The 15,028-nt window shown below is 39.4% G+C and carries 12 protein-coding genes; 1 reads left to right on the forward strand and 11 read right to left on the reverse strand.

Annotation, left to right across the window (positions count from 1 at the left end):
- Nucleotides 1-93 precede the first annotated feature (93 nt).
- The 8 genes from CKQ84_RS06640 to CKQ84_RS06675 form a co-directional block, all read right to left on the reverse strand.
- A complete protein-coding gene (locus CKQ84_RS06640) occupies nucleotides 94-597 on the reverse strand; it encodes a DUF1566 domain-containing protein (RefSeq protein WP_105250610.1) in 504 nt (167 codons plus the stop codon).
- A 33-nt stretch (nucleotides 598-630) separates the two neighbouring features.
- Nucleotides 631-2,808: a DUF1566 domain-containing protein gene (locus CKQ84_RS06645; RefSeq protein WP_158683000.1), complete on the reverse strand. Its 2,178-nt coding sequence runs from the start codon at nucleotides 2,806-2,808 to the stop codon at nucleotides 631-633.
- 11 nt (nucleotides 2,809-2,819) lie between these two features.
- A complete protein-coding gene (locus CKQ84_RS06650; protein WP_254053184.1) occupies nucleotides 2,820-3,689 on the reverse strand; it encodes an outer membrane beta-barrel protein in 870 nt (289 codons plus the stop codon).
- 41 nt (nucleotides 3,690-3,730) lie between these two features.
- Nucleotides 3,731-4,762 carry a hypothetical protein gene (locus CKQ84_RS06655; RefSeq protein ID WP_158683004.1) on the reverse strand — a complete coding sequence of 344 codons (1,032 nt, stop codon included), beginning with the start codon at nucleotides 4,760-4,762 and terminating at the stop codon, nucleotides 3,731-3,733.
- Nucleotides 4,763-4,767: 5 nt separating this feature from the next.
- On the reverse strand, nucleotides 4,768-5,475 hold the full coding sequence (locus CKQ84_RS06660) for a hypothetical protein (protein WP_105250614.1): 708 nt from the start codon (nucleotides 5,473-5,475) through the stop codon (nucleotides 4,768-4,770).
- A gap of 3 nt (nucleotides 5,476-5,478) precedes the next feature.
- On the reverse strand, nucleotides 5,479-8,265 hold the full coding sequence (locus CKQ84_RS06665) for a TcfC E-set like domain-containing protein (protein WP_105250615.1): 2,787 nt from the start codon (nucleotides 8,263-8,265) through the stop codon (nucleotides 5,479-5,481).
- Entirely contained in the window at nucleotides 8,262-8,774 is a 513-nt protein-coding gene (locus CKQ84_RS06670) for a hypothetical protein (protein WP_105250616.1), read from the reverse strand. The genes CKQ84_RS06665 and CKQ84_RS06670 overlap by 4 nt, the downstream gene beginning before the upstream one ends.
- A gap of 125 nt (nucleotides 8,775-8,899) precedes the next feature.
- Nucleotides 8,900-9,412 carry a hypothetical protein gene (locus CKQ84_RS06675; RefSeq protein WP_105250617.1) on the reverse strand — a complete coding sequence of 171 codons (513 nt, stop codon included), beginning with the start codon at nucleotides 9,410-9,412 and terminating at the stop codon, nucleotides 8,900-8,902.
- A gap of 323 nt (nucleotides 9,413-9,735) precedes the next feature.
- On the opposite strand from CKQ84_RS06675, the gene CKQ84_RS06680 reads away from it, so the two are divergent.
- Nucleotides 9,736-10,266, forward strand: coding sequence for a DUF1566 domain-containing protein (locus CKQ84_RS06680; protein ID WP_158683006.1), 531 nt, complete (start codon nucleotides 9,736-9,738; stop codon nucleotides 10,264-10,266).
- 52 nt (nucleotides 10,267-10,318) lie between these two features.
- Here the strand turns inward: CKQ84_RS06680 and CKQ84_RS06685 are convergent, their stop codons facing one another.
- The 3 genes from CKQ84_RS06685 to CKQ84_RS06695 are packed head-to-tail and all read right to left on the reverse strand — an operon-like array spanning nucleotide 10,319 to nucleotide 15,021.
- Nucleotides 10,319-11,050, reverse strand: a complete 732-nt coding sequence (locus CKQ84_RS06685; RefSeq protein ID WP_158683008.1) for a molecular chaperone — start codon at nucleotides 11,048-11,050, stop codon at nucleotides 10,319-10,321.
- Complete coding sequence (locus CKQ84_RS06690; protein WP_105250620.1) at nucleotides 11,040-12,419, reverse strand: fimbrial protein; 1,380 nt, start codon at nucleotides 12,417-12,419, stop codon at nucleotides 11,040-11,042. Before CKQ84_RS06690 ends, CKQ84_RS06685 begins: the two co-directional genes overlap by 11 nt.
- 10 nt (nucleotides 12,420-12,429) lie before the next feature.
- Nucleotides 12,430-15,021, reverse strand: coding sequence for a fimbria/pilus outer membrane usher protein (locus CKQ84_RS06695; RefSeq protein ID WP_254053165.1), 2,592 nt, complete (start codon nucleotides 15,019-15,021; stop codon nucleotides 12,430-12,432).
- Nucleotides 15,022-15,028: the final 7 nt, after the last annotated feature.

Raw genomic sequence — 15,028 nt, forward strand, 5'->3', positions numbered from 1 at the left:
CCGCACCTAAGTACCTTAGCACCAAATGAAAACGCATAAAGCAAAATAACTAAGTAAAACCAGCATCCTAGTTAATTTTTTAACACGCACAAACTAACGTACTAGCAACAAAGTTCTCAAAAATGTGATAGGTATAATACTAAATTGAGCGCGGTAAAAATTAAACATATACATATCAGTAGTCATGGATGGAGTTGACGTAGATATTGATGCAACAGGAAATCCACGAAAAACGGCTAAATTAATACTTGGATTATAACATTGATACTCAACAATAGAGCTAACATCTTTTGCTGTAGGTAAACGCCAATCTGAATAACCAGCAAAATTGTTTGCCTTTGCTGCAACCAAACCGTTATGCCACTCAACATAAGTTGGAGAACCTTTACACGTTAATTCATACTCATCCCAAACCATGCCAATTAGACAGATTTGCCACATTAAACCTGTTTTTTTATCTGTAACTGTTCCATCACCGTGTATTTTAAAACGATTAACAGGTGTTGTTGGCTCAATCGCGTTATTGCAAGTTTGCGCCACTGCCAAAGGCACATTATTAAACAATACCAATAGTAAAATCCGTATGATTAGTTTCATAATACTTCCTACAAAGAATTTAATTTTACAAATTTATTTAATCGTCCGCACCAAACGTATTGCACCAGTAAATGACTTACCTAATCCGTAAGTACCGCTACCATCAAACTTAATTCCATTCGCTAGACTTGCTGTATCGGCAATGGGAACAGATGACCAATAGGTCGCCCCCCTATTGGTATATCTAAAATACTCAGCATCAATAAATGTTGAATACGCTTTATCAAAGTTAAAATTATATAAGCTTATTAACTCCACCATGGTAGGTAAACGCCAATCACTAGCCCCACAAAGTGCCAATTCATTCTGTAACAACACATAGGCATAAGTATTACAGTTAGCCCCAAGCCCATTACAAACCCCACCCGATTGAGCTCCTGCATCCCCACCATTTGTTAATGGGTCAGGGTTATACCAAGTATATGAGCCGTTAAACTTGTTAGGACTTGAACTCTCATTATTTTTAACTTCCCACATCAGACCTGTGACATTATCCTGCACGCAACTCCATCGATAACCATCAGACTCTTTACCACTGTCAACCCATGGTTTGTTTTGATCCGCTAAAGGTACACCATTTGAATCAATTTTCGTGAAATCAAACCCGGCTGACCCGCCGCCTTTTTTTACTAGCGTACCAGCAAGTGCTTGCGCATCACGACCTTGGGTTGCATCTTGAGGTAACTCATCGGCAACAAGAGCACAATCTGCAGGGCCAGAACGATCACGACACCAGGTCAAACCTGAATCATTTAATGGCTCAATATCATAGGCGCAAGACAAGGCATTAGGGGCTGAAACATCGAAGGATTTTTCTTCCACCGCCTGAGGTCTGACCCCCTCAGGCATGTGCACTGCTTGCCGAGTTTGCAGTGAATGACTGTCAGATGCCCAATAATATAAGCCAGATACAGGCCATAGAAAACCTACGGAAGTCTTAAGTTTGAGCTTAGCTAGCTCACTTACTGTCGGTAAACGCTCACCGCGACTTAGGCATACATTGTTGGCTTGCTCCCAAGTATAAAGTGGAGACTCCCAGCGCTCCACCACATCCGCGTGTTCATACACGTCGCTATAAACGTGCTTAGCCTCATCGGCTTGATTTTTATTAAAAGGCGCTAAATGTAACACTCTATCATTAGTTAAATCAGGAGGCATAAAAAAGGGTACATAATTAATTTTTAGTAATCCCACCACTTGGGTCCCAAACTCATTCTTCATCACATAGCTAATATAATAGCTACCTGGGATTTTTGGTGTTGTTATCACAATCGTATTTGGATAATCCGGATGGGAATGAACATTGGCAACTAAGCCCATACTGCTAACGCTGTATAAACTGAAATTAGCTTGTGTTGGCAACTGATACTTATTTGAGGAATAGATAAATCCATTATTATGCACATAGGATACTGTCAATGGTTCAATGACAGGCACAATCTGCTCCGAAAGGCCAACCGCAATATCAATATAACCAACAACAAGCTGAGTATCTTTCTCCCAGCTATAGAGTATTCGATGAACACCGTACGCCTTTAATTTAGGAGTGTATTTTATGGCATAAGCACCTGTACCAGCATCTTGGCTTTCCGTCACGAGACCTTCACCAAGTAAAATAAATGTAAAGTTGCTCACGCCGTGGGCCGCATCACCGTGAACCTCATTAAAATTAATGGTCACAGTCGCATTATCCGCTACCACTTCGCTTATGGGGGCTAAGCTAAAATCCACTAACCTTGAGCTAATAACTACACGACTGGTTGCCGTAGCGGACTCAGTATCCTCCGCAATTCGACTACGCTGTTGGTTTTCAACTAACTCAACCCGGTAACGATAATCGCAAATGGCTTCTTTTTGAGCCACGATATTAAAGCCGTGATCGTTAATATTAAGCAAGTGACATTCAGGCGCATTTGATAATGATTCGACGGCAGCTATACGTACAGGCTCATCGTCCACACTGCCAATATATTCCCTTAGGTCAACAAAGTAGCTGCTGTATTCCGGTTTTACCTGTTGCTGGGTGTCAACAGCAAACACAACTGACTTCACTGGCATCACTGGCGGCTCAATAATGGGCGGTTCAATAACAATGGGCGGTTCAACCACGGGGGGCACAGATTCAGTATCGCCCTCACCACCGCCACAGGCGGTTAAGCACAAAACAGCCATTAAAAGTGGCAAGGCTAATAGAGGTTTTAACTTGTTCATCATGGGCACCATTATTTTTGACCAGTACGAGCTTGGTTTTTCGGCTGTCGTTGCAAAGTTTTACAATCATCTATCAACTGCGGGATACGTAAGCGATCACCAGAATGCACGACATTTGGATGACGACCGCAGCAAGTATATTGCTGATTCGCTTGCATTAAGGCTTGATAACTGATGTTAAAAGAACGCGCTATTTGCATCAAATGATCACCCTCTTTAATGGTGTATTCGACAATATGCAACGCCTTTGGGCAGGGCTTAATATCAAGAATATTAATATCATCGATACCGCTAACGGACTGTTGATGATTCAACTCAACAGCGGATAATACTTGGCTGGGTGATGTCGCGGAATGAGTTTCTACTTTTGCCTCAGCGACCTGACTAGATTGATTGCTTTTTTTAGACTCAGTTGCTATTGCCTGAGAGCCAAAACGGTATTCAACACCAATGCGCAGGCTATAAAGATCGCTCGCTGACGCATTATTAATACTGCTGCCATAGCCATTAACAAGCCACTTATAGCCAATATCTAAAGACCATGCTGGGCTCAATTTATATTGCAAGCCAAAACTCACAGCAGGAATAACATCATTGCCTTGATAAAACGCACCAGCGCCAAGGTGTAAATTCGCGTAATCACTCACGGGATAACGACCTATAAGTTGCAACGTACTGCCGTGCAACGTTTGCTGCTGGGCATCTTTACCTAGTAACCCGTAACCTAACTCAGCGCTCATATATGGATTAAAATGAAATCCACTCCACAGTTCAGCACCAAAATCAGTGTCGGAATTATCGTCTTGGTTATTAGCACTCACGTTACCTGCAGCACCTATATAAATAGATTGAGCGAATGATTGAGCCGCTAAAAGAATCATCAATAAAGCGCATAATGTAGAAAATCTATTTATCGTCATCATTACAAATTAACCTCAAACATGACAATAAAGTTATCGCTATAAGTGCCCGTTTCAACCTCAGTGATATCAATATTGTCGTAACTCACATCAAGGTTAAAATTAATGGTTGTTTTATTGCTCCCACTAACTGCAACCACAACGGAATTGTGATTTAACACTCCAGCAGTAACAATATTCGTCTGTGAACATGCACCATCGCAGACAATTGAGTAAGGTATATTTGTCGGGCCTGTGAGTTCATAACTACGAGCACTAAATCTCATCATCAACCCATTAGAGAAATAGCCATTTGCTTGTATCGAAAAAGTGGTTGTTGCTGAAACTTTTTGGTTTATTTGATCATATATTGGCGGCATAATGCCATTACCAATTACCTCAACCGAAGTTAAAAAACTGGGTTTATAAAGAATTTGAACAGCCATTGACTGAGGCAAAGTTCTGTAAGTTGTCGTTCCTGTAACAGAATGATATTCATAGCGAACCAACAGAGGAATTGACCCTATATACAAGCCTTCCTCCTTTCCAGTAAAGGATGCTGCAATTAACGATTCGTCAACTCTAAAAATTGGCCTTAAGAAATAGAAAGGCTGCACAGCATTTGGCATGGAAAGTGAAAAACCAGCAGTGCAATTTGTAATGCCTATAATATAAAAACTATTAGATGATGTTTGAGCATTAGCACACACAGTACCCGTTCCAGGACCCATTACTACAGTAGGTGCCGAACTACCTGTATTATATTCTAGCCCTCTAACAGCAAGCGGCATGTTAACTACCCCTGCTGGACCATTTAGTGTAACTTGAGTCGCTGGAGTGGTCACAAATGTACCTGGACGCCAGCTCAATGTTGGCTGCAAACCAAAGATGGGTTCCCAAGAGGTTAATACTTTATCAGTCCCTATTGGTGACTCAGTGGCATTATCCCATAGCACATTTTGTCCGACAACTTTGCCATTAAGAGTAAAGGCGTTTACCTGCATAGATGCAAATAAAGGAATGAAAGTTATCCATAAAAAAATGCGTAATTTCATGTTACTCATCGAGTTAATGCCACTGTATGCTGTTGCTTATAGGTTTCGTCATGGTTATACGCTTTAACGACTAATGCATCCTTACGTAAATTTTCAGGTAATGAAATCATTCGTTTACGACCAGCAATAACGCGTTCTGTGAGTCGACAATTTTCCTTTATACTTGGGCTACAATAATCAATCACAAAACTCACTAAAGTATTACCTTTGTTGAATACTTCAAGTGACTCACCCCTATTTTTAATATCATAGTCAATACGACCATTGGCAGTGGGAATCACATAAATGGCAGCATAACCATAATTAATATTCACAGTATTATTTGGCGTTTCGCCTTCGGCAAAATAAGGTGCAGGTTCAAAGGCGACTGAAAAAACCATGTCGCTCTCAATTGCACACTTTTCACCACACAAAGCACGAATACCTATATCCTTAGTGATTTTCCCTTCAAGTATTAGTTTTGGGTGAGTCGTCATTATCTTCCAAGTATCAATATTCTCTTTATTATATGGCGTTCTTACTATGCTTTGATTTTGATCAACATTAATTTCTTCAATTTTAGTTGTGATATAACTGGCCTGTTCGAAGTCATTTGTTAATGATATTACCCCATTCCCTTTTTGGTCAGAAATTAAAAACATAGTGTCTATCACTAGTGCATTAGCCTTCGAAACAATAATAAAAGTAAATAAAATAAGTGTTGACTTGAACATGGATTAATCCCCTTTAACAGGTGTGTATTTTGCAATAGGTTGATAAATAATGCGGCTTTCAACATCATTTTTAGCGAGAAGTAACAGTATCCCGATCGCCTGCTTCATCTCGGCTGATATATCAGCCTGCGCATTGGGTGTTTGTAAAAATATCGCCTCATCATCCCCAATTGACTTTCTAATCAACTTATCTCCATGTGAAGCCAAATTCGTAATATGAGATGACATCACTTTATTACGTTCAAAAATTCCTAAGTAATAAAGCTGCGTGAGTTCACCTTCATTTAATAGTGAAACCTTAGTCAGCGGTGCAATATCTGGTAAACAAAAATTACTGCCAAAATTGAGTGTGTCTGCACGTTCATATCGCTTAGGCACAATACATTTATTATTTTCAGAAACTAATTCAAATGGCAGCCCTTCCATTAACGAAATCTTGAATACGCCATCCATGAGCTTTTGCACATCAACACAACCAACACCGTTACATTTTATATGAGTAACGGTTTGGTCAAAAACATCCGAAAAAGATGAAATAAATGAGACAATAGGTCTTAAATGCGGTTTAACCTTTGCCACTGTTCCGGGTAATGAGAAGCCTGTAAAACTGCTGTCACCACTGTTATGTAAAGCAACACTTTCAGTATCAAGGTTGACATCATAGCTATCATAACTGTTGAGTCCTATTAGGCTTTTTTTATCATATATAAATGATTTATTCTGTAGCTTACCATTGCGACGAAGTGTCATAAAACCATAACTATCATCAGATTCTTGCGCATCAATATCAACAGAAACATAGGCATCCGCTTTTTCACTGGTAAAATTAACACTATTACCAGTAATAACCTGAGTGCTCGACACATTACCAGAAAAACCCAGTTCATTATTTGTATCAGCATAACTATAGCCACTTGCTTGCCATTGTGCCTGCCGAGTACTAGCGGTCAGCATTGCCTCTGACACATTGCTACTTTCATCTCTGTTAAAATAAGATTGGCCTAACTGTACGCTGCTATTAACATTCGAAAATGGAAGCACATTATCGGCTTTGACCGCAACTTTAGCTTGTTGTAACGCATCCTTATTAGCGTAAAGTGTTGAGTGAGCACTCATAGTTGTTGATAAAGGTACACTCCAGTTGATAGTTGCACTTAAATTATCATTTGTGTCTTGATAGTCGATTGAAAAATCAAGCATTGAATTAGCAATCCACGGCATATTAAAGCCTGCAGTAATACTGCGATATTGATAACCAACACTGACACCTAAAATATCTTCTATATTATAGCGGTCTAGATCGCTGCGTTTACCTTGGCTATAAATAAAATAACTGTTTATACTATTAAATCGATAACTAGTACTAAAGCTAAAGCGATTGTAATCACGGTCACCATACATATAGCTTGCTAGTGACTTATTTACATCGACATCATTATTAGTAAAATTTTCATACTGGATTGCAAAATAATCTGTACTAAAGAGTAAGTCCAGATGGTTTGAACCTGAGTCAAAATAAGTAGTAACTAGATTACTTCTCATATTCAATGGAAAATACACTTGCGCACCAAGCTGTCCCGCATAAGAGTCAGCGGCACCAATGACCCCTGAACCCACAACCAATGATGATAACGGGCGATACGCGAGTAAACCTTTATAAAGCACAGCACCATCTAACTCAGATTGTGCATGCGGTTTATCAGCAGAGGTATAGAAAGCTCTAGAATCATCTAAACGTCCAACTGCTAATGCATAATCAATATCACCTAAACGTAGACGTTCATTTGCTGAGTTGTATATTTGCTTGACCTCTGAAGATACCACATTACCCGCAACAACAATGTCAATTCTGATTTCATAGCGACCCGTTGGCAAATCTTCATACGTGATAAACCCTTGCCCCTCTGATACCGTTATTTGTTTAATAATTCTTTCATCACGATAAATAATCAGCTCTGCTGGACCTGGAGCAAAAAAATACAGTTTTTCATAGCCAGACATTTCTCCAGTCAGCAGGTTAGAGGATGAACCTATGGTCATGGATGTTTGTTCAAACTGCGCATTTGTTGTCAAAAAATCAGTCGCGTTGAAACTCACGCCATTTCTAAATTTTCCGGCATATAGGCGTAAACCATCAGATTCAACATCGTATGATAGTTGATATAAATCAAACTGATTTTCGTCGTTACGGGATAAATAGTTAAAATCAGAACGTAAATTGCCATACGGTAAACCCAGCAGAGTTTGATCGCTCAGCGAATAGCTACTGGTTTGACCCGCGTAGCTACTCGCATAAACTGCAGTATGGTTAATCAGTGCCGAATGTTCGTTTTTTGAATCGGCATAGACTAGCTCAGCCGGAGCTGTTAATAAGTATTTAGGATTTATAAACAGACTTAACTGGTTATTATCATAATCATATAGCGTTGCAAAAGTTTCAGGTAAGATAACACACTCATCCATACGCCCACGACATTGCATATCATTACTGACGCCTACAGCTAATGCTTGCAGTATTGTATTGCTCAATTCAGCATTAATTTGATTAAATTCTAAATATTGAATTAGTGTTTTTTGTGTCTGTAACTTATTTACGGTAAATTTTACCGTATCATAGTTAACGGCAAACTCAACAGTGTAAGATTTACTGCCATCTAAGTTTTTAAGCAGCACTTGTCGCTCAGAGAATTGGTATAAGTCCTCAAAGCCTGATGGAATATGACGTGCAAAAGTAATTTCATGAGCACTAAAAAATATTAGCAGCACTAGCACTAAATGAATTTTTTTCACAATGAGAATTCCAACGCGACGGATATCTGACCATAACACCGAGAAATTGCATGACCTGATGGCACTGCGGGCAATGGATTAAAGTCAAGCCTAAATTGATGAGTTGCACTTTTGAACCCTTGCTCATTACCGTTAAATCCAGCAATAGGTAAAAAATTATTTAGTGCAATACTTGCACCATCGATGACCACTACAACCAGTGAAGAACCTAATAACGTTATCGACTCGACAATAGGAAGAATACTCATATCCGCCGTCACACAGGCTGAATCATTTTTAGTTAAAAAAATATTATAATTATTTAACACTGCAGACGTTGGGATATCGGTATTTATTTGTAACTCAGTTAATCCAGAAGCAAAACTTCCGGCATTTCGATCAAATACAACGGTTAAACTTTCAGGTTGAAACTTTATCAGCGTAAATGTATTACCAAAAAATTCGCTTTTATCTATCTCAGTGGACAGAGGGAAACTCTTTGCTATTGGCGCAGCAAAAAGCTTGACCATAGGAAGGCATAGCATAACAATTAAAAAGCACGGTTTAATTAGTGTCAACCTAGGCATGCGACTCACTTTCTTGTAGGGCATCCGACATTGGCAGGGTTAAAAATGTCGGATGCCACTTTATTTACTTAAACGTTTTGTGCTGCAACAACAGTAACTTGTACCTGCACTAACTCACCAGATGTTGTACCCGCATCTGCGTCTTGCGATACTGTTAAACGCAGAGTGTCAATGCCTGTATCAACAGCTCCCTCACCTAACACTTCTCCGACGTTCCATGGAGTTCCATCATTTTGAACTTCTAAGTTAGTGCCAGTCGCAGCTGTGGTTGTATAGTTCAGTAAAGCACTAGACAGAGTCCAGTTTGCGACAGTGATATCACCAGGAGTTACACCGTTATCAGCGGTTTCATGCGCTTCAAGAATAATAGTGCTTGACGTAAATGTACCATCGCTAGCAACAAGCAAAGTACCGCCACCAATTGCGCCGCCAGCGAGGCCGGTGATCATGATAGCATCACCACTAGTTGAGCCTGGAACCATACCATTCCATACAACAGATGCAGTAGGATCTACAGCATAAGCAGAACTAGAAATTGCAACAGCGGCAATCACACCGGCTAATTTTTTCATTGTAAACATTTTATCCATCTCCATATTTAAGGTTAAGACATTCGGCTTATTTTATAAAATTGTCTCTTGTAAAATAAGCAATTTGAATGTAGGTATATTTTTACATTTTTAAATCTAATGCGACGCAAGATAACTCCACAATGCCTGTAGGACATTTCTATTTGAGAAACTATGGCTTAAATTCACAGAGAAAAACTGATAAAAGATGATAGAGATCACAGTTAATTTATTCCAATAACCTTCATTTCGATTTACTCAATGAAAAGAAAAAGACTACAGACGCTTATATTTAAATCGCTCAATATAAAATATCTTTATGTATGTACTTAGATATGAATCAAATGAAAATAAGAACTACCTACATAGCACTCATAAGCCTGAGTTTAAATTTGTCTATTCCTGTGAATGCATTTAATAAATGTGACTATGGCGATATATTAGAAAAAACTGTAACGCCACAATTTAAAATACAATCAGAAGGAACTTTCAAGCAAGAATCGGCTAACTTAGTCTGGTCAAGATGTGTTCTTGGGCAAAGCTGGGATGGCAAACAATGCTTAGGCAGGGCTTTAAAGCTAAATCTTGATGATATTAATCGTCATTTGGTTAGATACGAACAACAAGCGGAATTAAAGTGGCGGCTACCTACTTCATTTGAATTGGAAAACTTATACTATTCAATCTGCTCAAGTCACAGTCTTGAAAACATACTACTCCCTAATTTCTCAGCGAAATATCTTTGGACTTCATCTAAGTCTTCGGGTTTAACACCTTACTATCTAAACTTCACCAATGGATACTTAGGGTTGTGTGAACAGTCAAAATGTAAATTCAATGTTTTACTCGTCGCTAGCACTATATGAAATTATTTTTATCAGTAAAATAAATCAATGCCATTTCAAGCTCTAACTTTTCTTACTTAATTTTAATAGCATTGGCCACTTTATGAGTAATTGCCCCATTATCTTCGATAAAATCGAAACTAATACTGATCTCGCTCTCACGTCGTATTTGTTGAAGTTGAGGAAAAGTTAGTAACTTTTCAGAAAATGGCGGCAGAAAATCTGGTTCAAGAGAAATCTTGTGTTCACCCGCTAAGACGGATAATTGGTTGTAAACCATGAATAACGGCGAGTCATTTTTGATATTCAATCCTTTGTCTGTTAGCGTAAAACTCTGCATTTCAGGCCGTTTATCGACAGCAGCCATGAGTGATTTGGGGCGAAAAAAAACCTTCAGCTGAGTTCTTATTGTCAACATTAATAACTGCCCATTTTGTTCCATCTGAACTTCAGAAGGTTTAGGCGGTACCTCATAAATATTCAACCAGTACATTTGCTCGACTGATAACGGCATATTCTCAAGAATATTGATTAAGCGGATATTTTTTTGCTCGCCCGCCGCCATTTTAAACATCGCCGGGGTAGCAATGATGGGCGCTTTGGCTGTTTCGGGCGTGGAGTCAACTTTACCATCATCTATCCATAATTGAACCACAACCGGATAGTCGTTGAGATTAGCTAGCAACAAATTTTGCGCGGGGTCATCGTTAAGCATAACAACACGGCTTTTATCTGTTACAACACCACTCCAGCAAGCAAAACTACTACATAAACATATGAAAAATAAAGCTGCTTTATTGAACACGTATAAGCACCTGTGTTTGCGCATAATATCTCCCAGCAGTAACGGCTTGACCCGGCAGTTTTGTAAAAATGGCCTGATAGTTATCATGGAAAATAGTGGTCTGTTCTAGCGGGTCATAATCAATGGCATTGCCTATAAATTTGCGCCAACCATCTTGCGCAGGGTCATACGACAGCCCTGTTCCAATAGTTGGATAATCCTTAAGCACAAAAGGTTGAGTTAAACCATCCGTTCTTTCGAGTTTAACTCCGACCCCCTTAGCAAAACCTGCGGAACCATAGTTATTGCTAAGCAAATGACTTACGGCAGCGATATTAGTCAGCCCTAAGCTTTTGGCCTTAGTAAAATTAGTCGCTGCAATTTTAAAACCTACGGCAAAATTACCTAGCTTAGTGCCTGACGTTATATCACCTTGACAACGATATTGTAATTGAATATTAGCTGCGCTTGTTTTCCCTTGCTCTAACGCCATCACTGACATAGTTGGAAATAACACATAGGGCGTCACACTTGTAATATAACATCGGCCTGGGGTGCGTCGTACTATCAGTTGCTGGTATAGACTAATGTTCCCAGGCCATTGTGAATAATAGCCTGGGAAATGGGAAATATGGTCAACGCCCTCGGTTGGATGGGATATCCCCGGTCCACCAAATGCTATATAGGCTGCTGGCTGGTTCCAACTATAAGCACTCACATAAGGGTTGGCTTGGGCACTCGTTCCATCCCACCCCCGAACAGTTCTAATTTGGAATAATTCCAATGTGATATCCGTGAAGTTTTTTGCTTTTACGAGTATGCGTCCTTGGCCATCACGGTCCAAATTGGTTAATGCGCGGTATTGCCATAGTCGAGAAAAATACCTCCCAGTTAAATTATTCTTTATCCTTAAAACGACATTTTGGACTGCGGTTGCATAGCCTTTGTCGATACCATCTGCCAATCCATCTTCATTCATTCCACTGTAAGCATCATCCGCATTAACAGAGTAAATCTCATAGAGCAAATTTTGGTCTTCTGGTGCACAGCGATAAAGGACTTGCTCTGGGTCATACCCCCCCGTTTTACCGTAAGAAATAAAGGGCACCACACTAGACCCTAACAAGGTTCCGTTTGGCTGATAAAGGGTATCAGATACGTTGATGATTGGGAGATTTAATAAACCCCGATTAGACATTTCTGCACCGTACCAAAGGCCCGTTTTACCATATGCAGGATCGACATAATAGGGATCAGTGATAACCGTAGTGGTAGTTGAAATCCGCTGGCAGGTTGCCTGAGCTTCAGCACCTAGTAATAAGCTATAAAAAAATACAGCTTTTATAAAAACACTACGCACAGAAACGGCTCCGTTTATCGCTTTAAGCATTACTCTACCCTTATTGAATAGCTGATTGGCAGCTTACTGGTAAACGTTGTAATTCAGATGATGACGTATGGGACAATATATATGTAAAAGTACACTGCTGATTAACAGTGTCTCCCCAAACGATCTTGAGCTCACCAGAGTCCGCAGACGTCCTAACATATGCCATACCCGCTTGACCCACCATACCTAATACATGTCCATCAGAATCTATAACTTCAGCACCTATTGGTATAACGTCTCCATTTTCATGCTTCGTTAAGAACAGCGCAGCAACTCCCTGCCTTGTGTCAAATTTCATTTTAACAATAGCACCTGCATATGGAGTTACTTGCTGCTGCGTATCCATTAGCTCCGCGCTTCCGCTCATTGAGCCACTACCCAGTGTCACTCTATTAACCTTGTATGGGGTTAAGGATGGAATAATAGCAAATCCTTGCTGATCAACTTCAATGCCCCAGTTATTTGAAACAGTAGCACCCGCTGCTCCTTTTGCTTCAACAATGGCAAAGGTGTCACTTAAATTTTGACTTAGAGTAATACCGCCAGAATGCATAACCGCCGAACCACTCAACCCTGCGCTAAGTTGTTGATTATTATCGGAAATAGCGTAAGAACCAGAAACAGTGGATTGACTAAATCGCTTTTGAGTATTAATGCTCATGCTTTCAGTTGATCCTTGATTCTGTTGTAAAGATGCATTGAGCCCATAGGTCCAACTTTTATCTTCGTCTACAGTACCCGATAACCCTAGGTTATAGTTTTCATTTCCCTGTGATGAACGACTATAACCTGTATTCAACATATGAGATTGACTACCACCAAAAGGAATAGAAATAGAGAGATTAACCAAATCCTCTTTTATCCTATTTGAATTCAATTCATTTGAGCTATCAAATAAATCGTTATCTAAAAAGTTATCAAATAATTTTGCTTGTGACATGTACTGACGAGAGAAAGTTAAACCAAGGCTAACACTGCCAAAATTAACTGAATATCCAACTTGCAACTGGTCATCATCACTTCTTCCATCACGATACTGTCGCTTTGAAGCGCTTAAATACATTAATCCATAATCATGCAAGCTTTGATTGACGCTAAAACTCATCTCTGCACGTTGATGCAATGTATCTGAACCATAATAATTATTTTCTTCAAATGCTTTTCTAAGCCCTAATACATCATTCAACTCTCGAAATGATTCAGTTGAATAATGATAGCCAGCAAGGGATACCGAAGTCCCATAATCAAAGGAGTGACTATAATTTATGCCAACTCGCCAACCATTTTCCCAACTATCACTATCTTCATTAGCATAAAGTCGAGATGATGAATGAACCGTAGTTAAACCAAAAGCTCCCCATTGGGTCCCCAAAACAGCACCCAGACTCATAGCATAGTAATCATCACCGACTCGTCCACCGCCATTAAGAGTCAGCATATTATTTATGCCGTACTCGTAGGTAAGATCAGCAAAATAATTTCCAGAGTCGAATTGCTGAACTTCACCAATTGAGAAAGCAAAAATGGACTTATCTTCACGCAATGAACCTGGTACAGCACTAAAAGGAACCGTAAAAGTTGACGTTTTACCATCGATTTCTGTTATTTCAACGAGCAGGTCACCTTGGTAATTTGTAGGATATAAATCCGTTATGACAAACGGACCTGGTGCGACGGTCGTTTGATAAATACTGACTCCCTTTTGCTTTATGACAACATTGGCAGTTGAGTTTGCAAGTCCTCGAATTACAGGGGCGTAACCACGCTGAGAATCTGGCAACATGCGCGTATCGGTGTGCAACTGTAAACCAGTGAAGCCTAAACTACCCAAAATATTACCGCGCGTATAAGTTTCACCCAACAAAATCTCACTTTGCAAGCTAGGGATTGCTCTTGCTACATGAGTATTTATTGACTTAAATCTTTCATGGGTATTCTGACCTACATCACTATATTGATAGCTTGATTGATTCCGTAATCGCCATAAACCAATGTTTACTCCGGAATTAAAACCAGCATAAAGCGCACGCATATTATTACTTGTGCTTCCATGAGTCTGATAATAGTTAGTATTGTAGCTTAAGAAACCAGCAGCCTCACCACCATCCCAAAATGCAGGATTAACATAACCGCGGGGAGTTTGCATCAAAAATGCCTGCGGAATAGCGACATCCAGTTTCAGTTTCTCGACATCAAACTTTGTGGAAACACCATAAACAATATTCTCAGGTGCGACGCACTCAATCTCATTTAATGAATCTTTTTTAATATTAATGGATTTCACATTAGCTGCAACCCAAAAAGATTGATCTAGACAAGGAATGACATTTTTTTCATTTAAATTAACAAAATCAATGACTCTTCTATCAAGATAAGTCCCATTGACATAAATATCTACCTGATACTGACCAGGAGTTATGTTTGTAATACTATTAAAACGGTCGATATAGCCATTCCCATAACCACTGCCAAAAAGCAGGGAGTTATCGAAAGTATATTCTTCAACTTCATTTTCTTCTAGCTCATCAGCATTTAGACATAATGAGACACTACACATTATCGTAAATATAAAAAATGTGATTCTTGTGTAATAATTCATCATCTCAACT

Source organism: Shewanella sp. WE21, from assembly GCF_002966515.1.
Lineage (GTDB): Bacteria > Pseudomonadota > Gammaproteobacteria > Enterobacterales > Shewanellaceae > Shewanella > Shewanella oncorhynchi.